This is a genomic window from Streptomyces sp. NBC_00989, assembly GCF_045162655.1.
GTDB lineage: Bacteria > Actinomycetota > Actinomycetes > Streptomycetales > Streptomycetaceae > Streptomyces.
Map to the genome: position 1 here is coordinate 7,634,347 of NZ_CP108728.1, position 25,723 is coordinate 7,660,069.

Genomic DNA, 25,723 nt, shown 5'->3' on the forward strand with positions numbered 1-25,723 from the left:
GGTGAATGACTGCAAGTCACCGTATGTGCGGCATATGACCCGGGCAGGACGGGGGCATGGGATACCAACTGGGGGATCTGGGGCGGACGTTCCGTGACCAGATGTACAACGTGCTCACCGGCGGCGACGGCAGCGTCCCGCCGGCCAAGTCCAGCTTCATCACCTGGTGCATGCCCGGACTGCCGTACCAGGAGGCGGACTTCGCGTTCGCCGCGCAGGGAATCGGCACCGGTGCGACCGCGGCGGAGGACAAGCTCCTGCTCCAGCAGGCGTACAACTTCTCCTCGCTCATCGACTTCATCCCGGACGTGACCTCGGCGTACTCGTCGGGCCGCCAGGACGGGGTGTGGCGCAACGCGAGCGGTGCCCGGCTGAGTGAGATCTACGGCCAGATCCTCAAGTTCTCCAAGGTCGTCGACGACCGGCTCACCGACGACCAGAAGGCCAAACTGGAGCGGTTCCGGGGCCTGTTGAGAGTGACGCGCACGGTGAAGGACATCGTCACCGAGCAGGAGAAGCAGGTCACCGAGGACAGCCCCATGCTCAAGGCCTACAAGGCGTGCATGCAGGCGTACGTCACCGCCGCGCTGTCGTACAACAACAAGCGCATCGCGGCGCAGGCCGCCGTGGGGGAGTCAGGAAAGCAGGCGGTCGCGGACTGGGCGGCGAACGCGCAGCTGTACTCGATGCAGGTCGCCGCCGCGATGGACGACTGGACGTCGAGCGGCTACCGCAACGAGGTCGAGGAGATCAACGCCTACATCGACCAGACCACCGAGAAGTCGATGCTGCTGTGGAAGCGCAACCTGGAACGCTTCTACGAGGAGGCGAACACCAACGCGCTGGGTCCCGGCCAGTCCTTCTACTACACGACGGTCGTCCCCGGTGACTTCGCGAACTCGAACGGCTGGACCGCGTACTCGATGTACCACCAGATGGTGGACTCCCACAGCCACTACGAGACGACGTCCTGGTCGGCGGGCGGCGGACTGAACTTCGGCCTGTGGAGCGCGAGTTCGGGCGTCACCTCCAACTCCCAGGACTACAGCGAGAACTACCAGGTCGACGACTTCTCGATGTCCTTCGAGATGGCGCAGGTGCAGGTCGTACGGCCGTGGTTCTACCCGGAGTTCCTGGAGAACCGGGGCTGGGACCTGCGCAAGGGGCAGGGCTGGAACTACGACCAGATGCCGTCCGACGGCGGCACCCCGCCCCAGGGCCGCTTCATCGGCTATCCGCTCCAGGCCCTGTTCATCAGGAACCTCACCATCCACTCCGCCTCGCTGGCCCAGGCGTTGCAGACCCACCAGAGCTCCGTGTCGGTCAACGCGAGTGTCGGCTGGGGCCCGTTCACCGTGAAGGGCAGCTACAGCCACTCCGAGTCGGACCAGCACTTCCACTCCGAGAACGACGGCGCCACCATCACCGTCCCCGGCATGCAGATCGTCGGCTTCGTCAACCACCTGCTGGACAAGACACCCAACCTGCTCGACGGCCTCGACCCCGACCAACTGGTCTAGGGCGGCGGCCAGTCATGACCAACATCGAGGCAGCCGGCATCGCGGCGGTATGGTCCGCGTCCCCGGTGGACGCGGCGGCCATGTTCGGCCTGGGCGCGTACTTCCGCGGCCTGCTCACCGACTCCGACCACCTGGTCGCCGTACCGGCGACGCCGGTCGTCCACCAGGACGGCATGTTCCGCTTCAGCGGCGCCCTGGACGCGGCCCGGGCCACGGTCTGGTCCGAGTTCTGCGAACTCGTCAACAGGGTCCCCACCCAACCCGTTTGGGCACCCCCGTCCACCGCCCACCTGTGGAGCGTCTACGGCGAGGTACTCGGCGCCGACCTGGCCCGCTCCACCCTCACCCCCGAGGAACACCAGCGCTACGACACGGCGGTCGACTACCTCTACGACACCGGCTCCGACGGAGTCTTCGTCCCCTCGCCCGCCCTGCGCGGCTACCGCACGGCCCGCCAGGCCTGGCTCCAGGCCGACACGGACTACCACCAGGGCGAACAGACCGGGACGACGTCGACCGACCAGGCGGTCCGCGACCACTGGACCCATATCGACGAACCCCGGCTCCGCCAGGCCAGGGACGACGCCATGGACGCCTGGCAGACCGCCGGCCACAAGGCCGAGGTCGAGGACGCCCTGCGCGAGACCTCCGAACTCGCCTCGAAGGCCCCCTCCAGCATCTGGAAACGACACCGCGACACCTTCAACCCGAACCTCCCCGACCAGTACACGACCTCCCCCAACGGCACGCGTTTCGCGCCCACTTACTACTCACCGGAGGGCGCCCTGGACGACCCCTGGTCGAGAGTCGTGCTCTCGCAGGACATGCTCCGCACCCTGGCCGCCCAGGCCCCCGCGGAACTCAGGTCGGCGTTCGGCGACCGCGCCACCGACGACACGGTCTTCTCCCTCGCCTTCGAATACCGCGTGGTGTCGGTCGTCCGCCCCTGGCTGGACCCACCGATGGAACTCTTCGGCTCCCGAGCCTGGCGCCTCTCGACAGGCATCGCCCCACTCAGCGACGGCGCCACCCCACCGCACGGCCGCTGCCCGTCGTACGTCGAATCGGTCGCCCTGGCCCGCAACATCGAGCTGATCCGCCAGGCCGTCGGCTACACGGAGACCCCCGGCGAGACCACCCTCCACGGCACCTGGACCCTGGACCTCGACAACGGCATCGCGGGCGGCGACATGAACACCGCCGACCTCTGGTGGGAGTGGATGACGGAGACGACCGCCCAGTTGGTCCCCAGCTCCCACGCCGGAATCGTCAACCTCGGCCAGGTCGACTACGACGCCTTCGACGGCCACCGCCTCTCGGCCCTCACCTACGGCACCACCCCCCTCACCGGCAACCCGAACGCGAGCAACCAGCTGATCACCGGCGACGTGTTCGCCGTACGCACGACGGAGGGCCGCTTCGCCAAGGTCCTCGTCGTCCAGTACGGCTACGACCTCCAACTCCGCTGGGTGGCCTACCAACAGGCGACCTCCGCGACGCAGAGCAGCGACTCCTCGCCGGACGACGTGTTCCTCGCCGGGTTCGTGTGCCGACAGCTCCCGAAGAGCCCCGACCCGGACCCGGCACTGACATGGTGAGCCCCGAACTCTCCGTCCACGGCTTCGTGTTGCTGGGCACGGACACCGTGTACGCCGTCCACATGCCCACGTTCACCGCCCCGTACGGCTTCCAGGCCGTCCTGCGCATCACCCTGGACACGGACACCTACCGCACGGCCCGCAAGCGCTACGGCACGTCGGCACTGTTCACGGTCACCCCACGCACCCTCCTCCTCAAGGACCTTGAGCCGGGCGCCACCTTCCCCGCCGACCTTTACTTCGGCCGCTTCGGGAGGGACGGCGAGCTGCTGGGGGAGGTGAGGGTGAAGATCGAGGAGCGGCTGTACGTGGGCCACCCGACCGGGCCCACTATCGAACCGCCGCCTCTCCGCTACGTCGTCTTCGGCCGCGAACAGCTCTACCTGGCCCATGTGTTCACCCGCTCGCCGGACTTCGACCAGGTGCTGACGGCTCAACTGGCCGGGGAATGGCTGACGTCGGCGGGGGAGCAGCCGGCGAGCACGGTGACGATCCCAGGCCGCCCGGACGACCTGACGGGCCGCCTGCACCCGGGCGAGCAAGTCACCGCAGAGGGAGCTGAGTTGCAGGTGCTGGCCGAGGTGTACCTGGAGACGGCCGACCTGGCGGGCGGGGCCTAACGCGTCAGCCGTAGCGACAGCCCGTCGAGGACGACATCGAGGCCGTAGGCGAACTTGCCGTCGCGCAGCGCCACCGGGTCGGTGGCCGTGGCGGCCGACTCGGCGTACGAACCGGCGAGATGGGCGTGACCGGCCGCCGCCTGCCGCGCGGCCGGCATCAGCCGGGCGATGAACTCGCCCTCGCTCTCCCCGGACCGCGCGACCGTGGTCAGCCAGGCGGCCTCGGTCGTGCTCATCCCGATCGTGTACGACAGCACGGCGTCGATCGCGCCGCTCGGCTCGGGGAATCCGACGGCCGTGAACAGCGCGGCGAGCCGCTCGGAGAAGGACATGAGGTTCGGGCCGAGGTAGGCGAGCCCGGCCTGCCCGAGCACCGAGGACAGCCAGCGGTGCCGTAGCGCGGTCGTACGGAAGGACGCGGCGGCCTCGGTGACGGCGGCGCGCCAGTCGGCGGCGTCCGGGGCCGGGACGTGGATCTCGGCGGCGACCTCGTCGACGGCCAGTTCCATCAGCTCGTCCTTGGTCGCGACATGCCGGTAGAGGGAGGTCGCGCCGGCGCCCAGCCGCGCGCCGAGCTTGCGCATGCTCAGCGCCTCGATGCCGTCGGCGTCCAGCATCGCGATCGCCTCGCGGACGATCGCGTCCCGGCTGAGCGCGGGCTGGTCGGGCGAGCGCTGCTCACGGGCCCACACGGAGGGGATGGCGTTCGGCTTGCTCCGGGGGGTCATGGGCGCTCCTTCGTGCCTTCTGCGTACGTCGTTCGCATCCAGCGTACAGAGTTCAAGGATTGCGCACACTGTTCCGCTGTGCGTACAGTGTGCGCATCGAAGGAACGCTGTACGCACAAAGTCGAACGGCGACTCTGAAGGGAAGCCCCATGGAGACCCGAAACCCCCGGCGCTGGTGGATCCTCGTCGTGCTGTGCCTCAGCTCGCTGGTGCTGGTGGTCGACAGCATGGCGCTGACCGTGGCGGTCCCGTCGATGACCGAGAGCCTCGGGGCGAGCGCCCAGGACACCCAGTGGATCCTCGACTCCTACATCCTGGTCTTCGCCGGCCTGCTGCTGACCTCCGGCAGCCTCGGCGACCGCTTCGGCCGCCGGAAGGTGATGCTGATCGGCCTGGTGCTCTTCGGGGCGGCGTCACTGGCGGCGACGTTCTGCACGAACCCCGGCGAGGTGATCGCCGTACGGGTGGCGATGGGGGTCGGCGGCGCGCTGATCATGCCGTCGACGCTCTCGATCCTCATCACGGTCTTCGACGCGGAGGAACGCGGCAAGGCGATGGCGGCCTGGGGTTCGGTGTCGATGCTGGCGCTGGTCGGCAGCCCGGTGCTCGGCGGCGTACTGATCGACCACTTCTCGTGGCACTCCATCTTCTTCCTCAACGTGCCGGTCGTAGCCCTCGCGTTGGTGGCCGGTGTGACGCTGATGCCGGAGTCCAAGGGCCCCTGGCAGAAGCCGGATCCGCTGGGCGCGGTGCTGTCGGCGGTCGGTATGACGGCGCTGATCTGGTGGATCATCGAGATCCCGCAGCACGGCGCGTTCGCGGGCCGAGGGTTGGTCACCCTGACCGTGGCGGTCGTGGGGCTGGCCGGATTCGTGGTCTGGGAGAACGTCACGCCGACCCCGATGGTCCCCCTGGTCCTCTTCAAGCACCGCAATTTCAGCGGGGGTTCGCTCTCCCTGACCCTGGTCCAGATAGGCAACGGCGGCCTGCTGCTGGTCCTCACGCAGTACCTGCAGTTCGTACTCGGCTACTCACCGGTGAAGGCGGGCCTGGCCTTCGTGCCGCTGGCGGTCACCGCGCTGCTCGGCAACGCGGCGGGCGCCAAGTTCACGGCGCGGTACGGCCATCGGTACCTGATCCTGGCGGGCATGCTGGTGATGGCGTCGTCCTTCGCCCTGCTCACGACGGTCACGGCCGACACCGGCTTCACCGTCCCGGCGGTCGCCCTCGGCCTCCTCGGCCTGGGCGCGGGCCTCGCGATGCCGGCGGCGGTGGGCGCGCTGATGGGCACGATCCCGGAGGACAAGGCCGGCGTCGGGTCGGCCCTCAACGACACCATCCAGCAAGCCGGTACGGCCCTCGGCATCGCGATCCTCGGCTCCCTCCTGTCGAGCGGCTTCGCCGACGAAATGCCTTCCGCTACGTCCGATGAGGCTCGCCACTCGATCGGCGGGGCGCTGGCTGCGGCGCACGGCGACGCGGGGCTGGTCCGGGCGGCCCGGGAGGCGTTCACGCACGCCATGTCAACGACCTTCATGGTCAGCGCGGTTGGGGTTGTGGCAGCGGGGGTGCTGGCGGCGGTGGTGATGCGGGACGGGAAGCCGGGCGCGGCGGAGGCTCCGGTCTCCGGAGAAGAGGCGGCGGGGGAGCCGGAGTTGGCCGCCTGACCTCAACTCTCCTGAATGACAAGGCCGTTGCCCATTGCGGGTGGCGGCCTTGTCGTGTCGCCGTCGTCGTGTTGATGCTCGGCGGAGGTCAGGACCCGTCGGGGCAGGACCATTTCGCGATTCCCATGGTGCGGAGATCGAAATCGACCTCGATCGAATCCGGTGCGCTGTCGCTCGTCACGCGTACGCGGACGGTGTCGGCCCCGACGTTACGGGCGTCGCCGACGGTGAAGACGGTGGCGGCTTCCACCTGCCCACACGTGGCCGCCAAGTCGCCGGATCCGCTGCCTTCGAGAACAACTTCTCGCTTCAGTGCCGTCTCCGTGAAATGCGCCTTCATCAGCTTCCACAGCTTCGACTTCGAATCCCGTGCGGCAAAGGCATCCGGCAGCACCGAGTAGTAAGCCCGAAGGTTCTCCTGGGCCGCCGGTATTCTGGAATCCTCCCCGTGACGGGACGGATCTGCCGCAGATCGGTTCACGCCCGCGAAATTCCAGAAAGCGCCCGCACCGATTGCCGTCACGGCAATCGCCGCGATGACGGCGGAACGGGTCCGGCGTTGACGGCGTCGGACGCTTCGGCGACGCAACTCCTGTGCGGACACCGGCTGGTCCACCCGGACACTCTCCAACTGCACGATGCTCTCGGCAAGCCAGGCAGGACGCTCGTACTCATCCGACTCATCCGACATGGTCCACCTCCTGGTCCGGCAGGGAGGAGAAATGGCGGGCGAGCGACAGGCGCCCACGGACCAGCCACACTCTGATGCTCCCGGTCGGCCAGCCCGTCTCGGCGCTTATCTGCTCGACGCTGAGATCGCACAAGTGGTGGAGGACAACGACACTTCTGTGCTTCTGCGGAAGCGTGCGAAGTGCCTCGACGAGAGCGACACGTTCGGGGGACGGGCCTTCGACGGGACGCTGTTCGTGATGACGCTGCATGAGCTGCACACCGCGCCGCACACGCCGGAAGCGGGATACGGCGAGCCGCCAGGCCGTGGTACGGATCCATGCCTCCTGGGAACCGTCGCTCGTGAATATCCCCCGTCGACCCCAGGCCCTTATGAACGCCTCCTGCACGACATCCTGAGCCTCCGGCAGATCGCCGGTCATCGCGTAAAGCTGCCGAACGAGCCTGGGGTAGGCCAGTGCGTAGAACTCATCGAACTCCTCTTCCGCCGCGCCTCTCGCCACTCGTCCGCCATTCATTTCCGTCCACAGAACGGCCAGGGGTTCTCCATGGGGGAAGTACGAACGGGCACCGACCCTCCGCTACAGCGACTCGCCGTGATCTGCGTCACCGCATCCGGGTGTCGCGTCCGGGCCCCCGCGCTGCGTAGTCCACCTGTCCAAGTCGCACCGACAGCAGAGGAACTCTCATGCGCCATGCAGCACCCCGTAAGCCGAGCAGGATGGGGACGACGTTCAGGACCGCCGCGGTCAGCGCTCTGGCGCTCGGCAGTCTGACGGTGGCGGCGGGGTCGCAGGTCCACGCGGCCACGGCGACCGCGCACTCCACGACGGACGACTCCGCGCGCACACAGAAGCAGAAGGCCCTTGCGGTCGCCGACGCGGCCAAGGGGAAGGGTTCCCGGCCGGTGACGGACCCCGAAGCGGTGCGCATCCTCAAGATGAAGACGATCGCGATGGCTCACGCGCCGAAGGGCTGATCGGCCTCGTGTCGTTCTGAGAAAGTGTGACACTTTTACGGGAAGTGTCACACTTTTTCGATGTGAGTGATCGCTGCCAGTGGGGCAAGTCGCCTGCGTGACCGGCTCTTCCGGGTCGAACTCACCCGCAAGGCCACCGAGGACGACTTGTTCGGGTGTGGACTGTTGATCGTCGGTCAGATCGCGGACCGTTGGGGCGTGCGCGAGCTCACCGTGGGCAAGGCGGTGTGGTGCGAGTTGGACGTCGTACGACACCACTCACAAGGCCCGCTCCATGCAGACCAGTTGATCCCGCTCGTCCCATGACGTCGTGACGGCGAAGCCGAACCGTTCGTAGAGGGCGATGGCCCCGGTCCGCCACTTCCACACCGACAACCGCACGGCACCCGCGCCGCTTTCCGCGGCCTGTGCGAGCGCGGCACGGAGCAGGCCGGACGCGACGCCCCGGCCCCGGAACGCCGGGTCCGTCCAGAGCCTCTTGATCTCCGACCGTCCGTCGGCGGGGGCGGTCACCACCAGACAACCCACCGCGGCACTCCCGCTCACAGCCATCAGCACGACAGCGTCGACGAACGCGGTCCGGGGGTCCGAGATCTCTGTACGGTACCGGTCCGGCAGCCCGTCGACATCGGCAACGGGCTCCCCCTTCTCGGCCTCCGTCCGCAGGTGGTACGCCGCGAGCAACGCGCCCAGCCCGTCCTCGGCGGAAAGGGCCCGGCCCGGTCGACGGACGATGGAAACCTCATGCTGATCAGCCATGACGTCAAGTATCCAGGGATTCCAGGAACGGCAAGTACGCCACCCCAACCCGCCGGCCGTCGCGGCGGACGTCGTTCCGCGGGGTCCCGTGCCGGCTCGCCCTTGCGGACGGCTCGCACTGCGGCCGCGTGTTCGCGCCTGCCTCCCGTGCGACGCGGGGGACTGCTCCCGCACCGCTGGAGAAACCGCGCACCACGTGGCGGAAACGGCACCCGGTGCCGGTGGGTCGAAACGGACGTCCGCGTCCTGCACGCCGACCGGCCCGCCCCGGAAGGACCCGGGCCCGCCCACCGCGTCCACCCGCCGCAGCGCGGCCCGGCCATCGTCGCGGCACAACTCCGGTGAGCGGCTGAACGGCCACCCCGGTCCACAGACCGGGGCGACCGCGAACCCGCCGACTTCGAGCCGGCCGGCTCCGAGCCTCAGCTCACCCCACACTCACCGCACTCCACGCCGCCGCCACCGCGCCGTACTCCGAACTCCCCACCCCATAAAGGTCCTTGGCCGCGCTGAGCGTCGCCGTTCGCGCCCCCGCGTAGTTCGTCGAGGACGTCATGTAGACCGTCAACGCCCGGTACCAGATGGCCCCGAGCTTGTCCCGGCCGATGCCGTTCACCGAAGAGCTGTTGCACGTGGGCGAGTTGTAGCTGACGCCGTTGATGGTCTTCGGGCCGCTGCCCTCCGCGAGGAGATACGCGAAGTGGTTGGCGACGCCCGAGGAGTAGTGGACGTCGAGATTCCCGACCGACGAACTCCAGCAGTCCGCGGAATTACCGTCCTTGGACGGCTGGTCCATGAACCGCAGCGCCGCCTTGCCGAAGCCCGACCGGACGATCTTCTCGCCGATGAGGTAATCCCCGAGATCGGACGAGTTGTTGGCGTACCACTCCACCAGCGTGCCCATGATGTCCGAGGTCGCTTCATTCAGCCCGCCGGACTCGCCCGAGTACGTCAGCGCCGCCGTCTTGGACGTCACGCCGTGCGTCATCTCGTGCCCGGCGACATCCAGCGCCACCAGCGGACCGAGCTGCGTCCCGTCACCGTCGCCGTACGTCATGCAGAAGCAACTGTCGTCCCAGAAGGCGTTGTTGTAGCTGTTGCCGTAGTGGACGCGGTTGTACGAACCCTTGCCGTCGCCCGCGATGCCGTTCCGGCCGTGGACGTTCTTGTAGTAGTCCCAGGTCTCGTTCGTGCCGTACTGCGCGTCCACCGCAGCCGACGAACGGTCCGAAGTCGCCCCCGTGCCCCAGTGGTTGTCGGCGTCCGTGAACACCGTGGCCGGGGCTCGGCTGATGCAGATGCCGAAGATGCACAGGTCGGTCTTGTTCGCCGCGTCACCGGTGTAAGTCCCGCCGCGCGTCGCGTCCTTGAGCTGATACGTCGATCCCGACAGCGTCGTCTCCAACGGCACCGTCCCGCTGTACAGCGACTTCCCGTCACCCGTCGCCGTCTCCACACTGTCCCAGGCGTCGATCTGGACGCCGCTACGGGCGTCGGTCAGCACCGTGCGGGCGACCGGGTTGCCGAGCGAGTCCTTGGCGACGACATTCGTGCGCCAGGCAAGCTTCGGGGCCCCGTGCAGGGCGTCAACTATCAGCTGGGGCTTGGCGGTCATCCCCTTCAGCGCCTCACCGAGATTCGCCGCCCGCAACGCGTTCACCGCCAGGTCCGCCGCCTTGGGAGCGGCCACCTTCGGCGTCACGGACGACAGGGATATGGAGCTCCGGGTCGCGCGGTCGGCGCTCCGATAGCTGCCGTTCGCGGCCAGATGGACCACGAAGTCGCCGCCGAGGACGGGTAGTTGGCGGTACGTACGGTCGTAGCGGACATGCTGCGTGCCGTCCGCGTCGACGATCACGTCACGGACCGAGGTGTCCTCCGCGGTGGTGAGGCCCAGGCTCGCGGCGTGGGCCACCAGCGCCGACGCGGCGTTCGCGATCGCGGTGGTCCGGGTCGGGCGGTCGGCCGCGTGGGCGGTGGGGGCGAGGGTGGCGGCCAACAGGGTCGCGGCGCCGGCCGCGATACCGGCCGTGGCAAGACGGGAACCTCGGATGTGCCGTGTCCGACTCATGGCTCTCCTCAAGAACGCAAGTGGGGGGCGTGGGGGCTGCGTTGATGTTGAATGAGATTTAAAGGGGCCATGACATGTCATGTCCATAGCGCGTGCAAAGACTTCCGGGATCAAGGAGAGCGATGGCGGCACCCTCGACCCCCCTCCCCTTCTTCGTCTACGGCACCCTCCGCCCCGGCGAGCCCAACCACGACCGCTTCCTGCGCGGCCGCACGGACTCCGAGGAACGGGCACGGCTCCACGCCGCCGCGCTCTACGACGGTCCCGGCTACCCGTACGCCGTCGAGGTCCCCGGCTCGGTGATCGTCGGTGAACTCGTCACCGCGCGACCCGAGGCCTACCCCCAACTCCTCAGGGAACTGGACCGACTTGAGGACTACGCCCCCGGCGACCCGCACAACCTCTACGAGCGCGTCGAACGGCAGGTGACCCGCGACGCCGACGGCACGGCCGTACGCGCCTGGGTGTACCTCGCCGCCCCCGCCGTCACCGCCCGCCTCCGCACCCACGGCAAGCTGATCGAGGGCGGCGACTGGATCAACCGCGGCTGAACCCGCTGAACCCGCCGAACCGTCGCCGAACGGGCCTCAGTTGCCGGCGGCCAGCGCCCGCGCGACTCCCGGCTCCTTCGGCCCGAGGAAGTGCGGATCGGGATGGAACATCAGGTCCAGCGCCGCCTTGCCCGCCGCGAGCACCTCGCGCGTACCGCCGTAGTACCAGGTCGCGTTGTGCGCTTCGTCGACCCCGACGCCGTACGAGTCGACACCCGCCGCGTCGCACAGCGCGACCGCCCGCCGGATGTGGAAGTTCTGGCTGATCAGTACGGCCTTGTCGACGCCGAAGATCTTCTTGGCGCGGACGCAGGAGTCCCAGGTGTCGAAACCGGCGTAATCGGTCACCACGCGCGCGCGTGGCACCCCGTGCTTCGCCAGGTAGACGCGCATCGCGTCCGGCTCGTCGTAGTCCTTGCGGCTGTTGTCGCCGGTCACCAGGACGACCTTCACCCGGCCCTCCCGGTACAGCGTCGCCGCCGCGTCCAGCCGGTGCGCGAGATACGGCGACGGCTCGCCGTCCCACAGCCCGGCCCCGAAGACCACGGCGACATCGGTGCGCGGCGCGTCCTGGAGGGTCCGCAGCCGGTCGGCCGTGGACACCCACAGCCAGGTCGCCGGAAGCAGCGCGAGGACACACCCGGCGGCCACCACCTGCACAAGCTGCCGCCACCCCGCACGCGTGCGGGGCAGTCGCAGCCGAGGCCGGCGAAGTCTCGGGCGACGCACTGCACGCAGCGAACGCATCAAAGGGGTCCCTCCCGTACGGGTTCGACAGTCACAGACGCGCCGTGACCCGCTCCGGTTCGCCGCCCGCAGTGTGACCGGCTTCACTGTGAGCCCGGACTCCGCAGGTCACGTCACCTCACACACCCCCCGAACCCCACCGTGAACCCCCGGAAAACCTCCGTCATTCCGGTGCAACGGGACGGCAACCTCCCACCGCCACCATCACTCCATGACGGCGTCGAACCACCCTCACGACGAGTCCACGACCCTCGACAGTACGGCGCATCTCATGAACCGGATCAGCAGCCAGCTCGCCGACCAGCTCAGCCTCGTCTCCCTGAACGGCACCAGGCGCCCCGTACCGCCCGCCCCGCCGGCCCTCGTCCTGGTGGCCCACGGCAGCCGCGACCCACGCGCCCTGAGCACCGTACGAGCCCTCATGGAACGCGTCCGCGAACTCCGCCCCGGCCTTCCCGTCCACCTGGGCCACATCGAACTCAACGAGCCTCGCCTCCCGGACACCCTCACCCGACTGGGCACCGCGGAGGCCGTCCTGGTCCCCCTCCTCCTGGCCCGCGGTTACCACGTCAAGCAGGACATCCCCGAGATGGCGGCGGAGGCCGAGGCACGCACGCGCGTGGCGGCCCCGCTGGGCCCACACCCCCTCCTCGTAGAGACCCTCTACGACCGCCTGGTGGAGGCCGGTTGGCGCACGAGGATGAACGACCAGACCCGACGCGCGAGCGCCGTGGTCCTGGCCGCGGCAGGCTCCCGTGACCCGGACTCCAAGCTCGACACCAACCGCACGGCCCACCTCCTGGCAGACCGTTTGGGCGTCCCCGTAGTCCCCGCGTACGCCTCGGCGGCGACCCCCACCGTCTCCGAGGCCGTACGCACCCTCGCGGCGCGAGGCCACCACAGGGTGGCGGTGGCATCCTGCTTCACGGCCCCCGGCCGCTTCGCCACACAGTGCGCGGAACAGGCCCCATGGCTCGCGTCAGCTCCCTTGGGAGCCCACCCCGCGATGGCGAGGCTCGTCCTCCACCGCTACGACCAGGCCTTGGCAACGGCGGAAGTCACGGCCCCGGAGTTGGCCTCAGCTTGAAACTGAGGGCGGGGCCGACCCCCTAAGGGGCGCGGGGCTGTACCGATGTGCGGCTCCGCCGCGTGGGCGCGACCAGCCCCCACGCACCCGCACACGCAACCAGACCGCACCCGGCAAACGCAGCCGCGCCCCGCAACTCCCGAATTGTCACTACCGCCGCTTACTGTCGAAGCATGGACGGCACCGCAGCACTTCCCCTGTACGACCCGACGTCAGTCGACCGCTGGGCGACGGAGCCCGACAAACGCCCGGGCCGCACGGCCTTCCAACGCGACCGCGCCCGCGTACTGCACTCCGCCGCCCTACGACGACTCGCCGGCAAAACCCAGGTGGTCACCCCAGGAACCCGCAGCCAGGCCTGGGACGCCAGCCCCCGCACCCGCCTCACCCACTCCCTGGAGTGCGCCCAGGTGGGCCGCGAGCTGGGCGCGGCCCTGGGCTGCGACCCGGACCTGGTCGAAGCGTCCTGCCTCTCCCACGACCTCGGTCACCCACCCTTCGGCCACAACGGCGAACAGGCACTGAACGAATTCGCCGACGACTGCGGCGGTTTCGAGGGCAACGCCCAGTCCCTCAGACTCCTCACCCGCATCGAACCGAAGCGCTTCGTAAGAAGCGACACGACAGGCGAGATGGTGAGCGTCGGCCTCAACCTCACCCGCGCCACCCTCGACGCCGCCACCAAGTACCCCTGGCCGCGCGGAGCGCACCCCACCGACCCCAAGTCCCCCAAGTTCGGCGTCTACGAGGACGACAGACCCGTCTTCGACTGGGTCCGCAAGGGCGCCCCCGGCACGCGCACGTGCTTCGAGGCCCAGGTGATGGACTGGTCGGACGACGTGGCGTACTCGGTGCACGACGTCGAGGACGGCCTGCACGCGGGCCACATCGACCCCAACTGCCTGCACGCCGAACCGGAACGCCGGGAGATCTTCGAGGTGGCCATCGGCCGCTACGTCCCCGCGGACACGGCCCCCGACGAACTCGCCGAGGCCCTGGACCGGCTCCAGAACCAGCCGTGGTGGCCGCACGGCTACGACGGTTCGGCGGTGGCGCAGGCCCGCCTGAAGGACGCCACCAGCCAGCTCATCGGCCGCTTCTGCCTGGCCGCCGAGTCCGCCACGCGCGCGGCGTACGGCACCGGTCGCCTCACCCGCTACGACGCCGAACTCGTCGTACCGCACGAGGCACGACTGGAATGCGCGGTCCTCAAGGCGGTCGCCGACCGGTACGTGATGCAGCGCGCGGAGCAGGAGCGCATCCGCGCCGACGAGCGCATCGTGGTCGCCGAACTCGCCGAGGTGCTCACGACGCGCGCGCCCGACGGCCTGGAGCCGCAGTTCCGCGCCCAGTTCGACGAGGCGCCCGACGACCGCGCGCGCAAGCGTGTGATCGTCGATCAGATCGCCTCGCTGACGGACGCGTCGGCGCGGTCTCTTCACGCGTATCTCACGTCGCTGGGGCACAGTGACGCGAAACAAGCCCGAATGTGACCCTCCGTGGCCTGATCGGGCCACACCCCCTTCCCCCATCACACTGCGTGCGGGACGCTCGCATATGGCGGCACCCTTACGAGGAGGCATCAAGTGGTCGACGCGGATCAGACGTTCGTCATCATCGGAGGAGGCCTGGCCGGCGCCAAGGCGGCCGAGACGCTCCGAGCGGAGGGCTTCACCGGCCGCGTGATACTGATCTGCGACGAACGCGACCACCCGTACGAGCGCCCGCCGCTGTCCAAGGGCTACCTCCTCGGTAAGGAGGAGCGCGACAGCGTCTTCGTCCACGAACCCGCCTGGTACGCGCGCAACGACATCGAGCTGCACCTCGGCCAGACCGTCGACGCCATCGACCGTACGGCGAAGACGGTGCGCTTCGGAGACGACGGCACCCTGGTCCGCTACGACAAGTTGCTCATCGCCACCGGCTCCGAGCCCCGCCGCCTCGACATCCCGGGCACGGACCTCGCGGGCGTCCACCACCTGCGCCGTCTCTCGCACGCCGAGCGCCTCAAGAACGTCCTGGCGTCCCTGGGCCGGGACAACGGCCATCTGGTGATCGCCGGCGGCGGCTGGATCGGCCTGGAGGTCGCGGCGGCGGCCCGGACGTACGGCGCCGAGGTCACCGTCGTGGAACCGTCCCAGACCCCGCTGCACGGGGTCCTCGGCCCCGAACTCGGCCAGATCTTCGCCGACCTGCACGCCGAGCACGGCGTGCGCTTCCACTTCGGCGCCCGGCTCACCGAGATCGTCGGCCACGACGGCATGGTGCTGGCCGCCCGCACCGACGACGGCGAGGAGCACCCGGCGCACGACGTCCTCGCGGCGATCGGCGCGGCCCCGCGCACCGCGCTCGCCGAGGCGGCGGGCCTGGAGCTGGCCGACCGCGCGCACGGCGGCGGCATCGCGGTCGACGAACGGCTGCGCACCTCCGACCCCGACATCTACGCGGCCGGCGACGTGGCCGCCTTCCACCACGCCCTCTTCGGCCTCCGCCTGCGGGTGGAGCACTGGGCGAACGCCCTCAACGGCGGCCCGGCGGCGGCCCGCGCGATGCTCGGCAAGGACGTCACCTACGACCGCGTGCCCTATTTCTTCTCCGACCAGTACGACATGGGTATGGAGTACTCCGGCTGGGCGCCCCCGGGCTCCTACGACGAAGTGGTGATCCGGGGAGACGCGGGCAAGCGGGAGTTCATCGCCTTCTGGCTGAAGGAGGGCCGCGTGCTGGCCGGGATGAACGTGAATGTGTGGGACGTCACAGAGCCCATCCAGCAGCTCATCCGCTCCCGCACGCGCGTGGACTCCGAGGCACTCGCGGACCCACACGTTCCACTGGACAGCCTGGGCGTCTGAACCGTCTCGTCGTCACTGGTGTCAGTCCGGCCCCGTAGAATTCACGCGTGGCAGGACGGATCAACGACGAGGACGTGAAGGCGGTTCGGGACGCGGTCCCGATCGACGCCGTGGTGTCCGAGTACCTCCAGCTGCGCAACGCGGGCGGCGGAAACCTGAAAGGTCTCTGCCCCTTCCACGACGAGAAGTCGCCGTCCTTCCAGGTCAGCCCCAGCAAGGGTCTCTTCCACTGCTTCGGCTGCCAGGAGGGCGGCGACACCATCACGTTCGTGATGAAGGTCGACCACCTCACGTTCTCGGAGTCGGTCGAGCGCCTGGCCGCCCAGGCCGGCATCACGCTGCGGTACGAGGAGGGCGGGTACAACCCGGCCCACCAGCGCGGCGAGCGCATCCGTCTGGTCGAGGCCCACAAGGTCGCGGCCGACTACTACGTGGAGCAGCTCGCCGTCAGTCCCGAGGCGGACACCGGCCGCAAGTTCCTCGCCGAGCGCGGCTTCGACCAGTCCGCCGCCGAGCACTTCTCCGTCGGCTACAGCCCGCAGGGCTGGGACCACCTCACCCGCTTCCTCCGCGGCAAGGGCTTCACCGACAAGGAGATCCTCCTCTCCGGCCTCGCCCAGGAGGGCCGCCGCGGCCCCATCGACCGCTTCCGCGGCCGCCTCATGTGGCCGATCCGCGACATCGGCGGCGAGGTCGTCGGCTTCGGCGCGAGGAAGCTCTACGAGTCGGACAACGGCCCGAAGTACCTCAACACGCCCGACACCGCGATCTACAAGAAGTCACAGGTCCTCTACGGCATCGACCTCGCGAAGAAGGACATCGCCAAGTCCAGCCGCGCGGTCGTCGTCGAGGGCTACACGGACGTCATGGCCTGCCATCTCGCCGGAGTCACCACCGCCATCGCGACCTGCGGCACGGCCTTCGGCGGCGACCACATCAAGATCCTCCGCAGGCTGCTGATGGACAACGGCAGCGCGCGCGTGATCTTCACCTTCGACGGCGACGCGGCCGGCCAGAAGGCGGCCCTGCGCGCCTTCGAGGACGACCAGAAGTTCGCCGCCGAGACGTACATCGCGATCGCCCCGGACAACATGGACCCCTGCGAGCTGCGCCTCGCCAAGGGCGACGAGGCGGTCGCCGACCTGGTCCAACCCCGCACCCCGCTCTTCGAGTTCGCGCTCCGCCAGATCGTCGTCCGCTACGACCTCGACACCCCCGCGGGCCGCGCCTCCGCCCTGGACGAGGCCGCCCCGATCGTCGCCCGCATCAAGAACAGCGGCGCCCAGCACGAGGTGGCCGTCCAGCTCGCCGGCATGCTCGGCATCCTCGACACCCAGTTCGTGGTCAAACGCGTTGCCCAGCTGGCCCGTTGGGCCCGCGACCGCGGCGGCAAGGGCCCGGCGCCGACCAGAGGCGGCCAACAGCAGCAGCCGTACGACACCGCCCCCCGCACCCCCACGGGCGGTCCCGCCCTCACCCTCCGCAACCCGGTCTTCGCCACCGAGCGCGAGCTCCTCAAACTCGCCCTCCAGCGCCCCGACTTGGTCTCCCCGGCCTTCGACGCGTACGGCGTCGACGAGTTCACCGCCCCGCCCTACGCGGCCGTACGCGAGGCGATCATCGAGGCGGGCGGCGCCGAGTACGGCCTCCAGGACGCGCAGGACTACCTGGTCCGCGTCCGCGAGGCGGCACCGGACGACACGGTCCGCGCGATGGTCACGGAGCTGGCAGTCGAGGCGATCATGCGCCGCACGGTCGACGAGAACTACGCGGGCGAGCAGCTCGTCACCGTCCGCCGAAGAGCCGTAGTACGGCGGATCGGCGACATCCAGGGCGCGCTCACCCGCCTCGGCAGCCACGGCGACTCGGCCGAACTGGCCGCCGTACAGAACGAGTTGTGGGTACTTCAGCAGTACGACCAGGCACTCCAGGTGCACGGCGCCACAGCGCTCTGAGCACGTAGTCACGGCACGGACTCAAAAAGTCACCGCACGCCCCTCGTGGCGGCGATGTGTCGTACTCCACACTGGGTTCCGGTGCCTGAGTCCTCGGAGCGCGGCCGATCCGTCCCCAGCGGGTCCATCACCCCCGCGGTTCCGCTCATCGAGTACGGGACGGATTGCGGCGAGGCCGCCCACTCCGCCCCTGAAGTACCGCTGCCGTACCCCCTGGCAGCGATCATCCTGGAGGTCGCCCCCGTGCAGACCCAGACCCTCGACCAGACCGAGACCAGCACGACGGACGGCGCGGAACCGGAAGCGGAGACCGATGTCCTCGCGACCGTCCCCCCGCAGAGCCGTGCCGCGCACCACCCCGAAACCGCGGACCCGGAGAGCCCGCCCGAGCTCGAAGAACCGACGGCCGAAGCGGTGGAGACCGCAGAGGCCCCCGAGCCCGCCGTACGGCCCCGCAGCCGGGTCGCCGCCGACAACGGCGCGCCCTCCTCGGACCTGTTCCGCCAGTACCTGCGCGAGATCGGCCGCATCCCGCTGCTCACCGCGGCCGAGGAGGTCGACCTCGCCCGCCGTGTCGAGGCCGGCCTGTTCGCCGAGGAGAAGCTCGGCGGCGCCACCGACCTGGACAGCCAACTCGCCCTCGACCTGGACAAGTTGGTCGTCATGGGCCGGATGGCCAAGCGCCGCCTGATCGAGGCGAACCTGCGGCTCGTCGTCTCCGTCGCCAAGCGGTACGTCGGGCGCGGGCTGACCATGCTCGACCTCGTCCAGGAGGGAAACCTCGGCCTGATCAGGGCAGTTGAGAAGTTCGACTACGCCCGCGGCTACAAGTTCTCGACGTACGCGACCTGGTGGATCCGCCAGGCCATGTCCCGCGCCCTCGCCGACCAGGCCCGCACGATCCGCGTCCCGGTGCATGTCGTCGAGCTGATCAACCGGGTCGTCCGCGTCCAGCGGCGCATGCTCCAGGAGCGCGGCTACGAGCCGACGCCGGAAGAGGTGGCCGACCACCTCGACCTCGCGCCCGAACGCGTCAGCGAGGTGCTCCGGCTCGCCCAGGAGCCGGTGTCGTTGCACGCGCCGGTGGGGGAGGAGGACGACGTTGCCCTCGGCGACCTGATCGAGGACGGCGACGCCACCAGCCCCGTGGAGTCGGCCGCGTTCATCCTCCTCAGGCAGCACCTGGAGGCCGTCCTGTCGACGCTGGGGGAGCGGGAGCGGAAGGTTGTGCAGCTGCGGTACGGCTTGGCGGACGGGCGTCCTCGCACGTTGGAGGAGATCGGCCGCATCTTTGGCGTGACCCGGGAGAGGATTCGGCAGATCGAGTCCAAGACGCTCAACAAGCTGCGGGACCACGCCTTTGCGGATCAGCTCAGGGGCTATCTGGACTGATGCCGGGTGCGGGTCCGGTGGGGGCTGGTCGCGCAGTTCCCCGCGCCCCTGAAAAGACCTCAGCCGAGGTGCTTTTAGGAGCGCGGGGCTGTGTACATTTGCGGCTCCGCCGCGGCGCGCGACCAGCCACGACGGGCCGTCAGCCGAACGACGACCCGTCCTGGCGGCTAGTCCACTTCCGCCACCGCCTGCGCGAACTGCGCCTTGTACAACCGCGCATACGCCCCGTCCGCCGCCAACAGCTGCGCGTGCCCGCCCTGTTCGACGATCGAGCCGTTCTCCATGACCAGGATCGTGTCCGCGTCCCGGATCGTGGAGAGCCGGTGCGCGATCACGAACGAGGTACGCCCATGGGCGAGTTTGGCCATGGCCTTCTGGATCAGGACCTCCGTACGGGTGTCGACGGAGGACGTCGCCTCGTCGAGGACGAGGATCGTCGGGTCGGACAGGAACGCCCGCGCGATGGTGATGAGCTGCTTCTCACCGGCGCTGACCCCCGTGCCCTCGTCGTCGATGACGGTGTCGTAGCCGTCGGGCAGCGTACGGACGAACCGGTCGGCGTGCGCCGCCCGCGCCGCCTCCTCGATCTCGCCCCGGGTGACCTCGCGCGACGCCCCGTACGCGATGTTCTCGGCGATCGAGCCGCCGAACAGCCAGGTGTCCTGGAGCACCATGCCGATGCCGGACCGGAGTTCGTCCCGGGACATCCGCGCGATGTCGACGCCGTCGAGGGTGATCCGGCCGCCGGAGACCTCGTAGAACCGCATGAGGAGGTTGACGAGGGTGGTCTTGCCGGCGCCCGTCGGGCCGACGATCGCGACCGTGTGGCCCGGTGCCACCGTCAGCGAGAGGTCCTCGATGAGCGGCTTGTCGGGGTCGTAGCGGAAGGAGACGTGCTCCAGGGCGACCAGGCCGCGGAGTTCCTCGGGGCGTTCGCTCGGCATCGGGTCGGGCTGCTGCTCCTCGGCGTCGAGGAGTTCGAAGATCCGTTCCGCGGAGGCGACGCCGGACTGGACCAGGTTCGCCATCGACGCGACCTGTGTCAGCGGCATCGAGAACTGGCGCGAGTACTGGACGAAGGCCTGCACGTCACCGATGGAGAGCGAGCCGGACGCGACCCGCAGACCGCCGACCACGGCCACCAGCACGTAGTTGAGGTTCGACACGAACATCATCAGCGGCTGCATGACCCCGCTGTTGAACTGCGCCTTGAAGCCCGCCTCGTACAGCGCGTCGTTCTGCTCGGCGAAGAGCTTCGCCGACTCGTCCTGACGCCCGAACACCTTCACCAGGTTGTGGCCGGTGTACATCTCCTCGACGTGCGCGTTGAGCTTGCCCGTCGAGCGCCACTGCTGCACGAAGTGCGGCTGCGAGCGCTTGCCGATGCGGGTGGCGACGAGGAACGACAGCGGCACCGTGACCAGCGCGACCAGGGCGAGAAGCCATGACACCCAGAACATCATCGCGAGGACGCCGATGATCGTGAGCAGCGAGTTGATGAGCTGGCCCATCGACTGCTGGAGGGTCTGCCCGATGTTGTCGATGTCGTTGGTCGCGCGCGAGAGCACCTCACCGCGCTGCCGCTTGTCGAAGTACGACAGCGGGAGGCGCGACATCTTCGTCTGCACGTCCTCGCGCAGCCGGAACATGGTCCGGTTGACCGCCCGGTTGACCATCCGGGTCGCCACCGCCATCAGCAGCCCGGCCACCATGAACGTGCCCAGCGCGAGCAGCAGCACATGACCCACCGAGGTGAAGTCGATGCCCTGGCCCGGCGTGAAGTCCGTGCTCTTCAGCATGTCCGCGACCGAACCCTGGCCCCGGTCGCGCATCGCCTGGAGCGCCTGCGCCTTGGTCGTCCCGGCCGGCATCTGCCGCCCGATGATGCCCGCGAAGACCAGGTCGGTGGCGTTGCCGAGGATCTTCGGCCCCACCACGTTCAGCCCCACGCTGATCACCACACACACCAGCAGCAGGCCGATGGTCAGCCGCTCCGGCCTGAACTGGCCGATGAGCCGCTTGCCGGACACCTTGAAGTCCATCGAACGGGCGTCGGGGCCCGTCCCGGCCATCATCCGCCCCATGGGCCCGGCCATCAGGCAGCCTCCGCTTCCGTCAGCTGGGAGAGCACGATCTCCCGGTACGTCTCATTGCCCGCCATCAACTCGTGATGGCGCCCCGTCCCCACAACCCGTCCTTCGTCGAGTACGACGATCCGGTCCGCCTCCCTGATCGTCGCCACCCGCTGCGCCACGATCACCACGGTCGCCTCGGCGGTCTCCCGCGAGAGCGCCGCCCGCAGCGCCGCGTCGGTCGCGTAGTCGAGGGCGGAGAAGGAGTCGTCGAAGAGGTAGATCTCCGGCCGCTGCACGAGTGTCCGCGCGATCGCGAGCCGCTGCCGCTGACCGCCGGAGACGTTCGTGCCGCCCTGCGAGATGGGGGAGTCCAGCCCGTTCTCCAGCCCCTCGACGAAGCCCTTGGCCTGCGCCACCTCCAGCGCGTGCCACAACTCCTCGTCCGTCGCGTCGGGATTGCCGTAGCGAAGGTTGGTCGCGACCGTGCCCGCGAAGAGGTACGGCTTCTGCGGGACCAGGCCGACCGTCTTGGCGAGCAGGACCGGGTCGATGGTCGACACGTCGACTCCGTCGACGAGGACCTCGCCGTCCGTCGCGTCAACCAGCCGCGGGACGAGACTCAGAAGGGTGGACTTTCCGCTGCCGGTCGAGCCGATCACGGCCGTCGTCTCGCCCGGGCGGGCCACCAGGTCGATGGACTTCAGTACGGGTTCCTCGGCGCCCGGGTAACAGAAGCCGACCCCGCGGACCTCCAGATGGCCGTGCCGGCGCAGCTCGGTGACGGGCGCGAGCGGCGGCACGACACTGCTCTCGGTGTCGAGGACCTCCTCGATGCGCTCGGCGCAGACCTCCGCACGCGGCACCATCATGAACATGAAGGTGGCCATCATCACGGACATCACGATCTGCATCAGATAGGCGAGGAACGCCGTCAGATCGCCGATCTGCATCCCGCCGCTGGCGATCCGGTGCGCGCCGAACCACACGACCGCGATCGACGACAGGTTCACCGTGGTCATGACCACCGGGAACATCAGCGCGAGCAGGTTGCCGGTCTTCAGCTGCATCTCGGTGAGATCGCTGTTGGCCTTGCGGAACCGGTCCTTCTCGTACTCGTCCCGGACGAAGGCGCGGATCACGCGGTTGCCGGTGATCTGCTCGCGCAGCACCCGGTTCACCGCGTCGAGGCGCACCTGCATCGACCGGAACAGCGGGCGCAGCCGGCGCACGATCAGCGTCACGCAGATGGTCAGCGTCGGCACCACCGCGATCAGCACCGCGGACAGCGGCACGTCCAGGCCGAGCGCCAGGATGATCCCGCCGACGCACATGATCGGCGCCGACACGAGCAGCGTGAACGTCATCAGGGCCAGCATCTGGACCTGCTGGACGTCATTGGTCGTCCGGGTGATCAGCGAGGGCGCGCCGAACTGGCCGACCTCGCGGGCCGAGAACGACTGCACCCGGTCGAAGATGGCACCCCGGATGTCCCGGCCGACGGCCGCCGCGGTGCGGGCGCCGTAGTAGACGGCACCCGTGTTGCACACGACCTGGACCAGCGAGATCCCGATCATCAGGGCGCCGAACGACAGGATGTATCCGGTGTCCCCCTTCACCACACCGTTGTCGATGATGTGCGCGTTCAGGGTGGGCAGGTAGAGGGTGGCGCAGGTCTGCAGGAACTGCAGCAGCACCAGTAGGGCGATGGGTTTCCTGTAGGGCCTGAGATAGGTCCGCAGAAGTCGTATGAGCACGCTGGGTCTCTCGGAGTCGGCGGGTGGAGGGCGGGCGGTGTGCCCCTCGCCCCCATCGTCGGACACTCCACCCGCGTTACCTCAACCGATTAACCCAACAGCAGTGCCCTACGGCCCGTTATGCACCCTTAAGTGCTTTATTCGCATCGACGACCGCGCGTCCCTACGAGCGGAACGCGCCCGGATGGGTCTGTTCCCGTACGGACACGTACTGCTGACGCACGGCCTGCCCCACGGCCAGTTCGTCGCCCGGCTCGAAGACCTGGGCGACCGGTCCCTGCCAGGGCGGCGGGTTGCGCGGGTCGAGGGTGCCCTGGGAGACGCCGAGCGCCCAGGCGGCCTGCCGGGCGGCGCCGATCGCGGCGTAGTCGGCGGGCTGCGGTACGACGATCTGGGTCCCGAAGAGCGCGGGCGCCGCGGCCTGCACGGCGGGCAGCTCGGCGGCCGACCCGAGCAGGAAGAGCCGCCGTACGGCAACGCCCCGTCCGCGCAGCACGTCCAGCGCGTCCGCGAGCCCGCACAGCATGCCCTCGAACGCGGCCCGCGCCAGATGCTCCGCCTTCATCGACTCCCGCCGCAGCCCGGCCAGCGTCCCGGCGGTGTGCGGCAGGTTCGGCGTCCGCTCGCCTTCCAGATACGGCAGGAAAACGAGTCCGTGCGCCCCGGGCGTCGACTTCATCGCCAGCTCGGACAGGCTCTCCAGATCGGGCAGTCCGAGCAGTTCGGCGGCGCCGCGCAGGGTCCGTACGGCGTTGAGTGTGGTGACGACCGGCAGATGCATCCCGGTCGCGTCGGCCAACGAGGTGATCATCCCGCTCTGGTCGACGAGCGCCTCGTGGTGCACGGCCATCACGGACCCGGAAGCGCCGAGCGACACGACCGCGTCCCCGAACCCGATCCCGAGCCCGAAGGCGGCGGCCATGGTCTCGCCGGTGCCGGCGGAGATCAGCAGCCCCTCCGGAGTCGTACCGGCCGCGTCGGAGGGACCGATCACGTCGGGGAGCATGGCCTGGTGGCCGAGGGCGAGTTCGACGAGATCGGGCCGGTAACCACCACTGGCGGCGGACCAGTACCCGGTCCCGGAGGCCCCGCCCCGATCGGTCGTCCTGCGCACCGGCCGCCCGAGGAGCTGCCACACGAGCCAGTCGTGAGCCTGGAGCAGCGCGGTCGTCCGCCGGGCGTTGTCGGGCTCGGTCCTGTTCAGCCAGCGGAGCTTGGTGACGGGCTGCGCGGCCTGCGGTACGGAACCCACCGCCTGCGCCCACGCCTCGCGCCCGCCGAGCGCGTCGATCAGGTCGGCCGCCGCGACCTGCGCCCGCTTGTCACCGCCGACCATCGCGGGCCGCACGGTGTTGCCCTGCGAGTCCAGCGGCACGAGCGCGTTCTGCTGCGCGGAGACGCCGATGGCCTGCACACCTTCGAGCAGCCCCCCGCCGGCCGCCTCGCCCAGCGACAACAGCCAGGCCTGTGGATCGACATCGGAGGGCCGCCCGCCGCCCTCGGTCTCGGTTTCGACCGGATGCGGCGCATATCCCTGCCTGAGCACGGACCCCGTGTCCGTGTCGCAGACGACGATACGAGTGAAATCGGGCGAACTGTCCAACCCGGCGACTATCCCCATGGCGGAAATTCTGCCGTACGGCGGGAGGTGACGGCGCCGGGTCGGGACTCCCTAGGTGTTGCTGGTGCCCCAGTCGTCCTCGCCCGTACCGCTCGCGTTGCGCTCACGCAGAGAACGTACGCGCTGGGCCACCGAGTCGGGGACCCGGTCGCCGACCTTGTCACTGACCGCGTGGTACGCCTTGCCCGCGTACTGGCGTCCCTGCTGCGCCGCCGTCTCGGCGGTGTTGCGGACGGCGGGGTTCTGCGCGACCTGACGCGCCGACTTCTTCAGCTGCTCGTAGCGCTCGCGTCCGGCCCGCGTGCCCAGCACGTAACCCAGAGCCAGTCCGACGACGAACGTGAGCTTGTAGCGCATGACGGCCACCCTTCCTTGCGTAGGTTCCCTTGCGTGGGCTCCGGGGCTCCGGCGCGGCATCGGTGCCGGGGGAACCGATTGGCGGAGCACCCCCCTGCTTGCGCTAATGTATGTGTCGCAGCGAGCACACGCCCCCTGGCGAATACCCAGGGAGGTAGGTTCGATGCAACGAGGCATTCCCCTGTAGCTCAATTGGCAGAGCAGCCGGCTGTTAACCGGCAGGTTACTGGTTCGAGTCCAGTCGGGGGAGCTTCGGTCTTCCGTAGCTCAATTGGCAGAGCAGCCGGCTGTTAACCGGCAGGTTACTGGTTCGAGTCCAGTCGGGAGAGCGCAGTGAGGAAGCAGTGAAGAGGACCCCGTTGGGGTCCTTTTTCATGTCCCCCGGAACCACTCGCGGCAGGCCGCAGTCCTCATGGTCGTGCGAAGTCGACCATCCGAAGCAGGAGATCGTATGAGCGGCTATGCTGCGGCAGACGGCGCGTACAAATGTGCGCGACGCGCCGTAATGGGGCGGTAGCTCAGCCGGTTAGAGCAGCGGACTCATAATCCGTCGGCCGTGGGTTCGAGTCCCACCCGCCCCACTCTGCATTACCTACGCAGAATCGTTCTGACCAGCAACTTAGCTGGCGGGTCGGGCGAGTTGAGAGATCTTGGCGGCCCTAGTCGATCATGGATTCATGATCCTGAGGCCGGATTGAGG

At 69.2% G+C, this 25,723-nt stretch carries 21 protein-coding genes and 3 tRNA genes; 14 read left to right on the top strand and 10 right to left on the bottom strand.

Features of this window, described 5'->3' with window-relative positions; translation table 11 throughout:
* Positions 1-56: 56 nt before the first annotated feature.
* From OG714_RS34070 to OG714_RS34080, 3 genes are read left to right on the top strand one after another with little or no spacing between them, the layout of a single operon-like run.
* Positions 57-1,520: a hypothetical protein gene (locus tag OG714_RS34070; RefSeq protein WP_406126798.1), complete on the top strand. Its 1,464-nt coding sequence runs from the start codon at positions 57-59 to the stop codon at positions 1,518-1,520.
* Between the two features lie 14 nt (positions 1,521-1,534).
* Positions 1,535-3,118 carry a hypothetical protein gene (locus OG714_RS34075; protein WP_406126799.1) on the top strand — a complete coding sequence of 528 codons (1,584 nt, stop codon included), beginning with the start codon at positions 1,535-1,537 and terminating at the stop codon, positions 3,116-3,118.
* Positions 3,112-3,738, top strand: a complete 627-nt coding sequence (locus OG714_RS34080; RefSeq protein WP_406126801.1) for a hypothetical protein — start codon at positions 3,112-3,114, stop codon at positions 3,736-3,738. Before OG714_RS34075 ends, OG714_RS34080 begins: the two co-directional genes overlap by 7 nt.
* On the opposite strand, the gene OG714_RS34085 is transcribed toward OG714_RS34080, so the two are convergent.
* A complete protein-coding gene (locus OG714_RS34085; protein WP_406126803.1) occupies positions 3,735-4,466 on the bottom strand; it encodes a TetR/AcrR family transcriptional regulator in 732 nt (243 codons plus the stop codon). The genes OG714_RS34080 and OG714_RS34085 overlap by 4 nt on opposite strands.
* Positions 4,467-4,615: 149 nt before the next feature.
* Here OG714_RS34085 and OG714_RS34090 point away from each other — a divergent pair, with 149 nt between their 5' ends.
* Positions 4,616-6,133 (top strand): MFS transporter, encoded by a 1,518-nt coding sequence (locus OG714_RS34090; protein ID WP_406126805.1) that lies wholly within the window; start codon positions 4,616-4,618, stop codon positions 6,131-6,133.
* An 88-nt stretch (positions 6,134-6,221) separates the two neighbouring features.
* Here OG714_RS34090 and OG714_RS34095 read toward each other — a convergent pair whose 3' ends face one another.
* The gene (locus OG714_RS34095; RefSeq protein ID WP_406126807.1) at positions 6,222-6,824 is read right to left on the bottom strand and encodes a hypothetical protein; all 603 of its coding nucleotides are present in this window, start codon (positions 6,822-6,824) and stop codon (positions 6,222-6,224) included.
* Complete coding sequence (locus tag OG714_RS34100) at positions 6,814-7,341, bottom strand: SigE family RNA polymerase sigma factor (protein ID WP_406126809.1); 528 nt, start codon at positions 7,339-7,341, stop codon at positions 6,814-6,816. The genes OG714_RS34095 and OG714_RS34100 overlap by 11 nt, the downstream gene beginning before the upstream one ends.
* A 170-nt stretch (positions 7,342-7,511) precedes the next feature.
* On the opposite strand from OG714_RS34100, the gene OG714_RS34105 reads away from it, so the two are divergent.
* Complete coding sequence (locus OG714_RS34105) at positions 7,512-7,802, top strand: hypothetical protein (RefSeq protein WP_406126811.1); 291 nt, start codon at positions 7,512-7,514, stop codon at positions 7,800-7,802.
* A 258-nt stretch (positions 7,803-8,060) separates the two neighbouring features.
* Here the strand turns inward: OG714_RS34105 and OG714_RS34110 are convergent, their stop codons facing one another.
* Both OG714_RS34110 and OG714_RS34115 read right to left on the bottom strand, forming a co-directional pair.
* Positions 8,061-8,561 (bottom strand): GNAT family N-acetyltransferase, encoded by a 501-nt coding sequence (locus OG714_RS34110; RefSeq protein ID WP_406126812.1) that lies wholly within the window; start codon positions 8,559-8,561, stop codon positions 8,061-8,063.
* Between the two features lie 427 nt (positions 8,562-8,988).
* Positions 8,989-10,632 carry a M4 family metallopeptidase gene (locus OG714_RS34115; protein ID WP_406126813.1) on the bottom strand — a complete coding sequence of 548 codons (1,644 nt, stop codon included), beginning with the start codon at positions 10,630-10,632 and terminating at the stop codon, positions 8,989-8,991.
* A 122-nt stretch (positions 10,633-10,754) separates the two neighbouring features.
* Here OG714_RS34115 and OG714_RS34120 point away from each other — a divergent pair, with 122 nt between their 5' ends.
* Positions 10,755-11,183 (top strand): gamma-glutamylcyclotransferase family protein, encoded by a 429-nt coding sequence (locus tag OG714_RS34120; protein WP_406126814.1) that lies wholly within the window; start codon positions 10,755-10,757, stop codon positions 11,181-11,183.
* 36 nt (positions 11,184-11,219) lie between these two features.
* On the opposite strand, the gene OG714_RS34125 is transcribed toward OG714_RS34120, so the two are convergent.
* A complete protein-coding gene (locus OG714_RS34125) occupies positions 11,220-11,912 on the bottom strand; it encodes a vancomycin high temperature exclusion protein (RefSeq protein ID WP_406132058.1) in 693 nt (230 codons plus the stop codon).
* Positions 11,913-12,141: 229 nt separating this feature from the next.
* Here OG714_RS34125 and OG714_RS34130 point away from each other — a divergent pair, with 229 nt between their 5' ends.
* The 5 genes from OG714_RS34130 (at position 12,142) to OG714_RS34150 (ending at position 19,216) form a co-directional block, all read left to right on the top strand.
* Entirely contained in the window at positions 12,142-13,017 is an 876-nt protein-coding gene (locus OG714_RS34130) for a sirohydrochlorin chelatase (protein ID WP_406126816.1), read from the top strand.
* Between the two features lie 173 nt (positions 13,018-13,190).
* Positions 13,191-14,510 carry a deoxyguanosinetriphosphate triphosphohydrolase gene (locus OG714_RS34135; protein WP_406126818.1) on the top strand — a complete coding sequence of 440 codons (1,320 nt, stop codon included), beginning with the start codon at positions 13,191-13,193 and terminating at the stop codon, positions 14,508-14,510.
* A gap of 93 nt (positions 14,511-14,603) precedes the next feature.
* On the top strand, positions 14,604-15,869 hold the full coding sequence (locus OG714_RS34140) for an NAD(P)/FAD-dependent oxidoreductase (protein WP_406126820.1): 1,266 nt from the start codon (positions 14,604-14,606) through the stop codon (positions 15,867-15,869).
* A gap of 47 nt (positions 15,870-15,916) precedes the next feature.
* Positions 15,917-17,824 carry a DNA primase gene (gene dnaG, locus OG714_RS34145; RefSeq protein ID WP_406126822.1) on the top strand — a complete coding sequence of 636 codons (1,908 nt, stop codon included), beginning with the start codon at positions 15,917-15,919 and terminating at the stop codon, positions 17,822-17,824.
* An 81-nt stretch (positions 17,825-17,905) separates the two neighbouring features.
* A complete protein-coding gene (locus OG714_RS34150; protein ID WP_406126824.1) occupies positions 17,906-19,216 on the top strand; it encodes an RNA polymerase sigma factor in 1,311 nt (436 codons plus the stop codon).
* Between the two features lie 167 nt (positions 19,217-19,383).
* Here the strand turns inward: OG714_RS34150 and OG714_RS34155 are convergent, their stop codons facing one another.
* From OG714_RS34155 to OG714_RS34170, 4 genes are all read right to left on the bottom strand, one after another.
* The gene (locus tag OG714_RS34155; protein ID WP_406126825.1) at positions 19,384-21,312 is read right to left on the bottom strand and encodes an ABC transporter ATP-binding protein; all 1,929 of its coding nucleotides are present in this window, start codon (positions 21,310-21,312) and stop codon (positions 19,384-19,386) included.
* Entirely contained in the window at positions 21,312-23,045 is a 1,734-nt protein-coding gene (locus tag OG714_RS34160; protein WP_406126827.1) for an ABC transporter ATP-binding protein, read from the bottom strand. The genes OG714_RS34155 and OG714_RS34160 overlap by 1 nt, the downstream gene beginning before the upstream one ends.
* Before the next feature lie 163 nt (positions 23,046-23,208).
* Positions 23,209-24,666: an FGGY-family carbohydrate kinase gene (locus OG714_RS34165; RefSeq protein ID WP_406126828.1), complete on the bottom strand. Its 1,458-nt coding sequence runs from the start codon at positions 24,664-24,666 to the stop codon at positions 23,209-23,211.
* A gap of 51 nt (positions 24,667-24,717) precedes the next feature.
* Positions 24,718-25,023, bottom strand: a complete 306-nt coding sequence (locus tag OG714_RS34170) for a YtxH domain-containing protein (RefSeq protein ID WP_406126829.1) — start codon at positions 25,021-25,023, stop codon at positions 24,718-24,720.
* A 177-nt stretch (positions 25,024-25,200) separates the two neighbouring features.
* On the opposite strand from OG714_RS34170, the gene OG714_RS34175 reads away from it, so the two are divergent.
* From OG714_RS34175 to OG714_RS34185, 3 genes are all read left to right on the top strand, one after another.
* Positions 25,201-25,273 (top strand) — tRNA-Asn (locus OG714_RS34175).
* Positions 25,274-25,279: 6 nt separating this feature from the next.
* A tRNA-Asn gene (locus tag OG714_RS34180) sits at positions 25,280-25,352 on the top strand.
* Positions 25,353-25,530: 178 nt separating this feature from the next.
* Positions 25,531-25,604 (top strand) — tRNA-Ile (locus OG714_RS34185).
* Positions 25,605-25,723: the final 119 nt, after the last annotated feature.

Coding starts and splice junctions, on each gene's coding strand:
- OG714_RS34090 (WP_406126805.1), top strand. CDS start 4,616: ATGGAGACCCGAAACCCCCGGCGCTGGTGGATCCTCGTCGTGCTGTGC.
- OG714_RS34075 (WP_406126799.1), top strand. CDS start 1,535: ATGACCAACATCGAGGCAGCCGGCATCGCGGCGGTATGGTCCGCGTCC.
- OG714_RS34115 (WP_406126813.1), bottom strand. CDS start 10,632: ATGAGTCGGACACGGCACATCCGAGGTTCCCGTCTTGCCACGGCCGGT.
- OG714_RS34080 (WP_406126801.1), top strand. CDS start 3,112: ATGGTGAGCCCCGAACTCTCCGTCCACGGCTTCGTGTTGCTGGGCACG.
- OG714_RS34165 (WP_406126828.1), bottom strand. CDS start 24,666: ATGGGGATAGTCGCCGGGTTGGACAGTTCGCCCGATTTCACTCGTATC.
- OG714_RS34135 (WP_406126818.1), top strand. CDS start 13,191: ATGGACGGCACCGCAGCACTTCCCCTGTACGACCCGACGTCAGTCGAC.
- OG714_RS34070 (WP_406126798.1), top strand. CDS start 57: ATGGGATACCAACTGGGGGATCTGGGGCGGACGTTCCGTGACCAGATG.
- OG714_RS34110 (WP_406126812.1), bottom strand. CDS start 8,561: ATGGCTGATCAGCATGAGGTTTCCATCGTCCGTCGACCGGGCCGGGCC.
- OG714_RS34170 (WP_406126829.1), bottom strand. CDS start 25,023: ATGCGCTACAAGCTCACGTTCGTCGTCGGACTGGCTCTGGGTTACGTG.
- OG714_RS34085 (WP_406126803.1), bottom strand. CDS start 4,466: ATGACCCCCCGGAGCAAGCCGAACGCCATCCCCTCCGTGTGGGCCCGT.
- OG714_RS34095 (WP_406126807.1), bottom strand. CDS start 6,824: ATGTCGGATGAGTCGGATGAGTACGAGCGTCCTGCCTGGCTTGCCGAG.
- OG714_RS34120 (WP_406126814.1), top strand. CDS start 10,755: ATGGCGGCACCCTCGACCCCCCTCCCCTTCTTCGTCTACGGCACCCTC.
- OG714_RS34130 (WP_406126816.1), top strand. CDS start 12,142: ATGACGGCGTCGAACCACCCTCACGACGAGTCCACGACCCTCGACAGT.
- OG714_RS34155 (WP_406126825.1), bottom strand. CDS start 21,312: ATGGCCGGGCCCATGGGGCGGATGATGGCCGGGACGGGCCCCGACGCC.
- OG714_RS34100 (WP_406126809.1), bottom strand. CDS start 7,341: ATGAATGGCGGACGAGTGGCGAGAGGCGCGGCGGAAGAGGAGTTCGAT.
- OG714_RS34105 (WP_406126811.1), top strand. CDS start 7,512: ATGCGCCATGCAGCACCCCGTAAGCCGAGCAGGATGGGGACGACGTTC.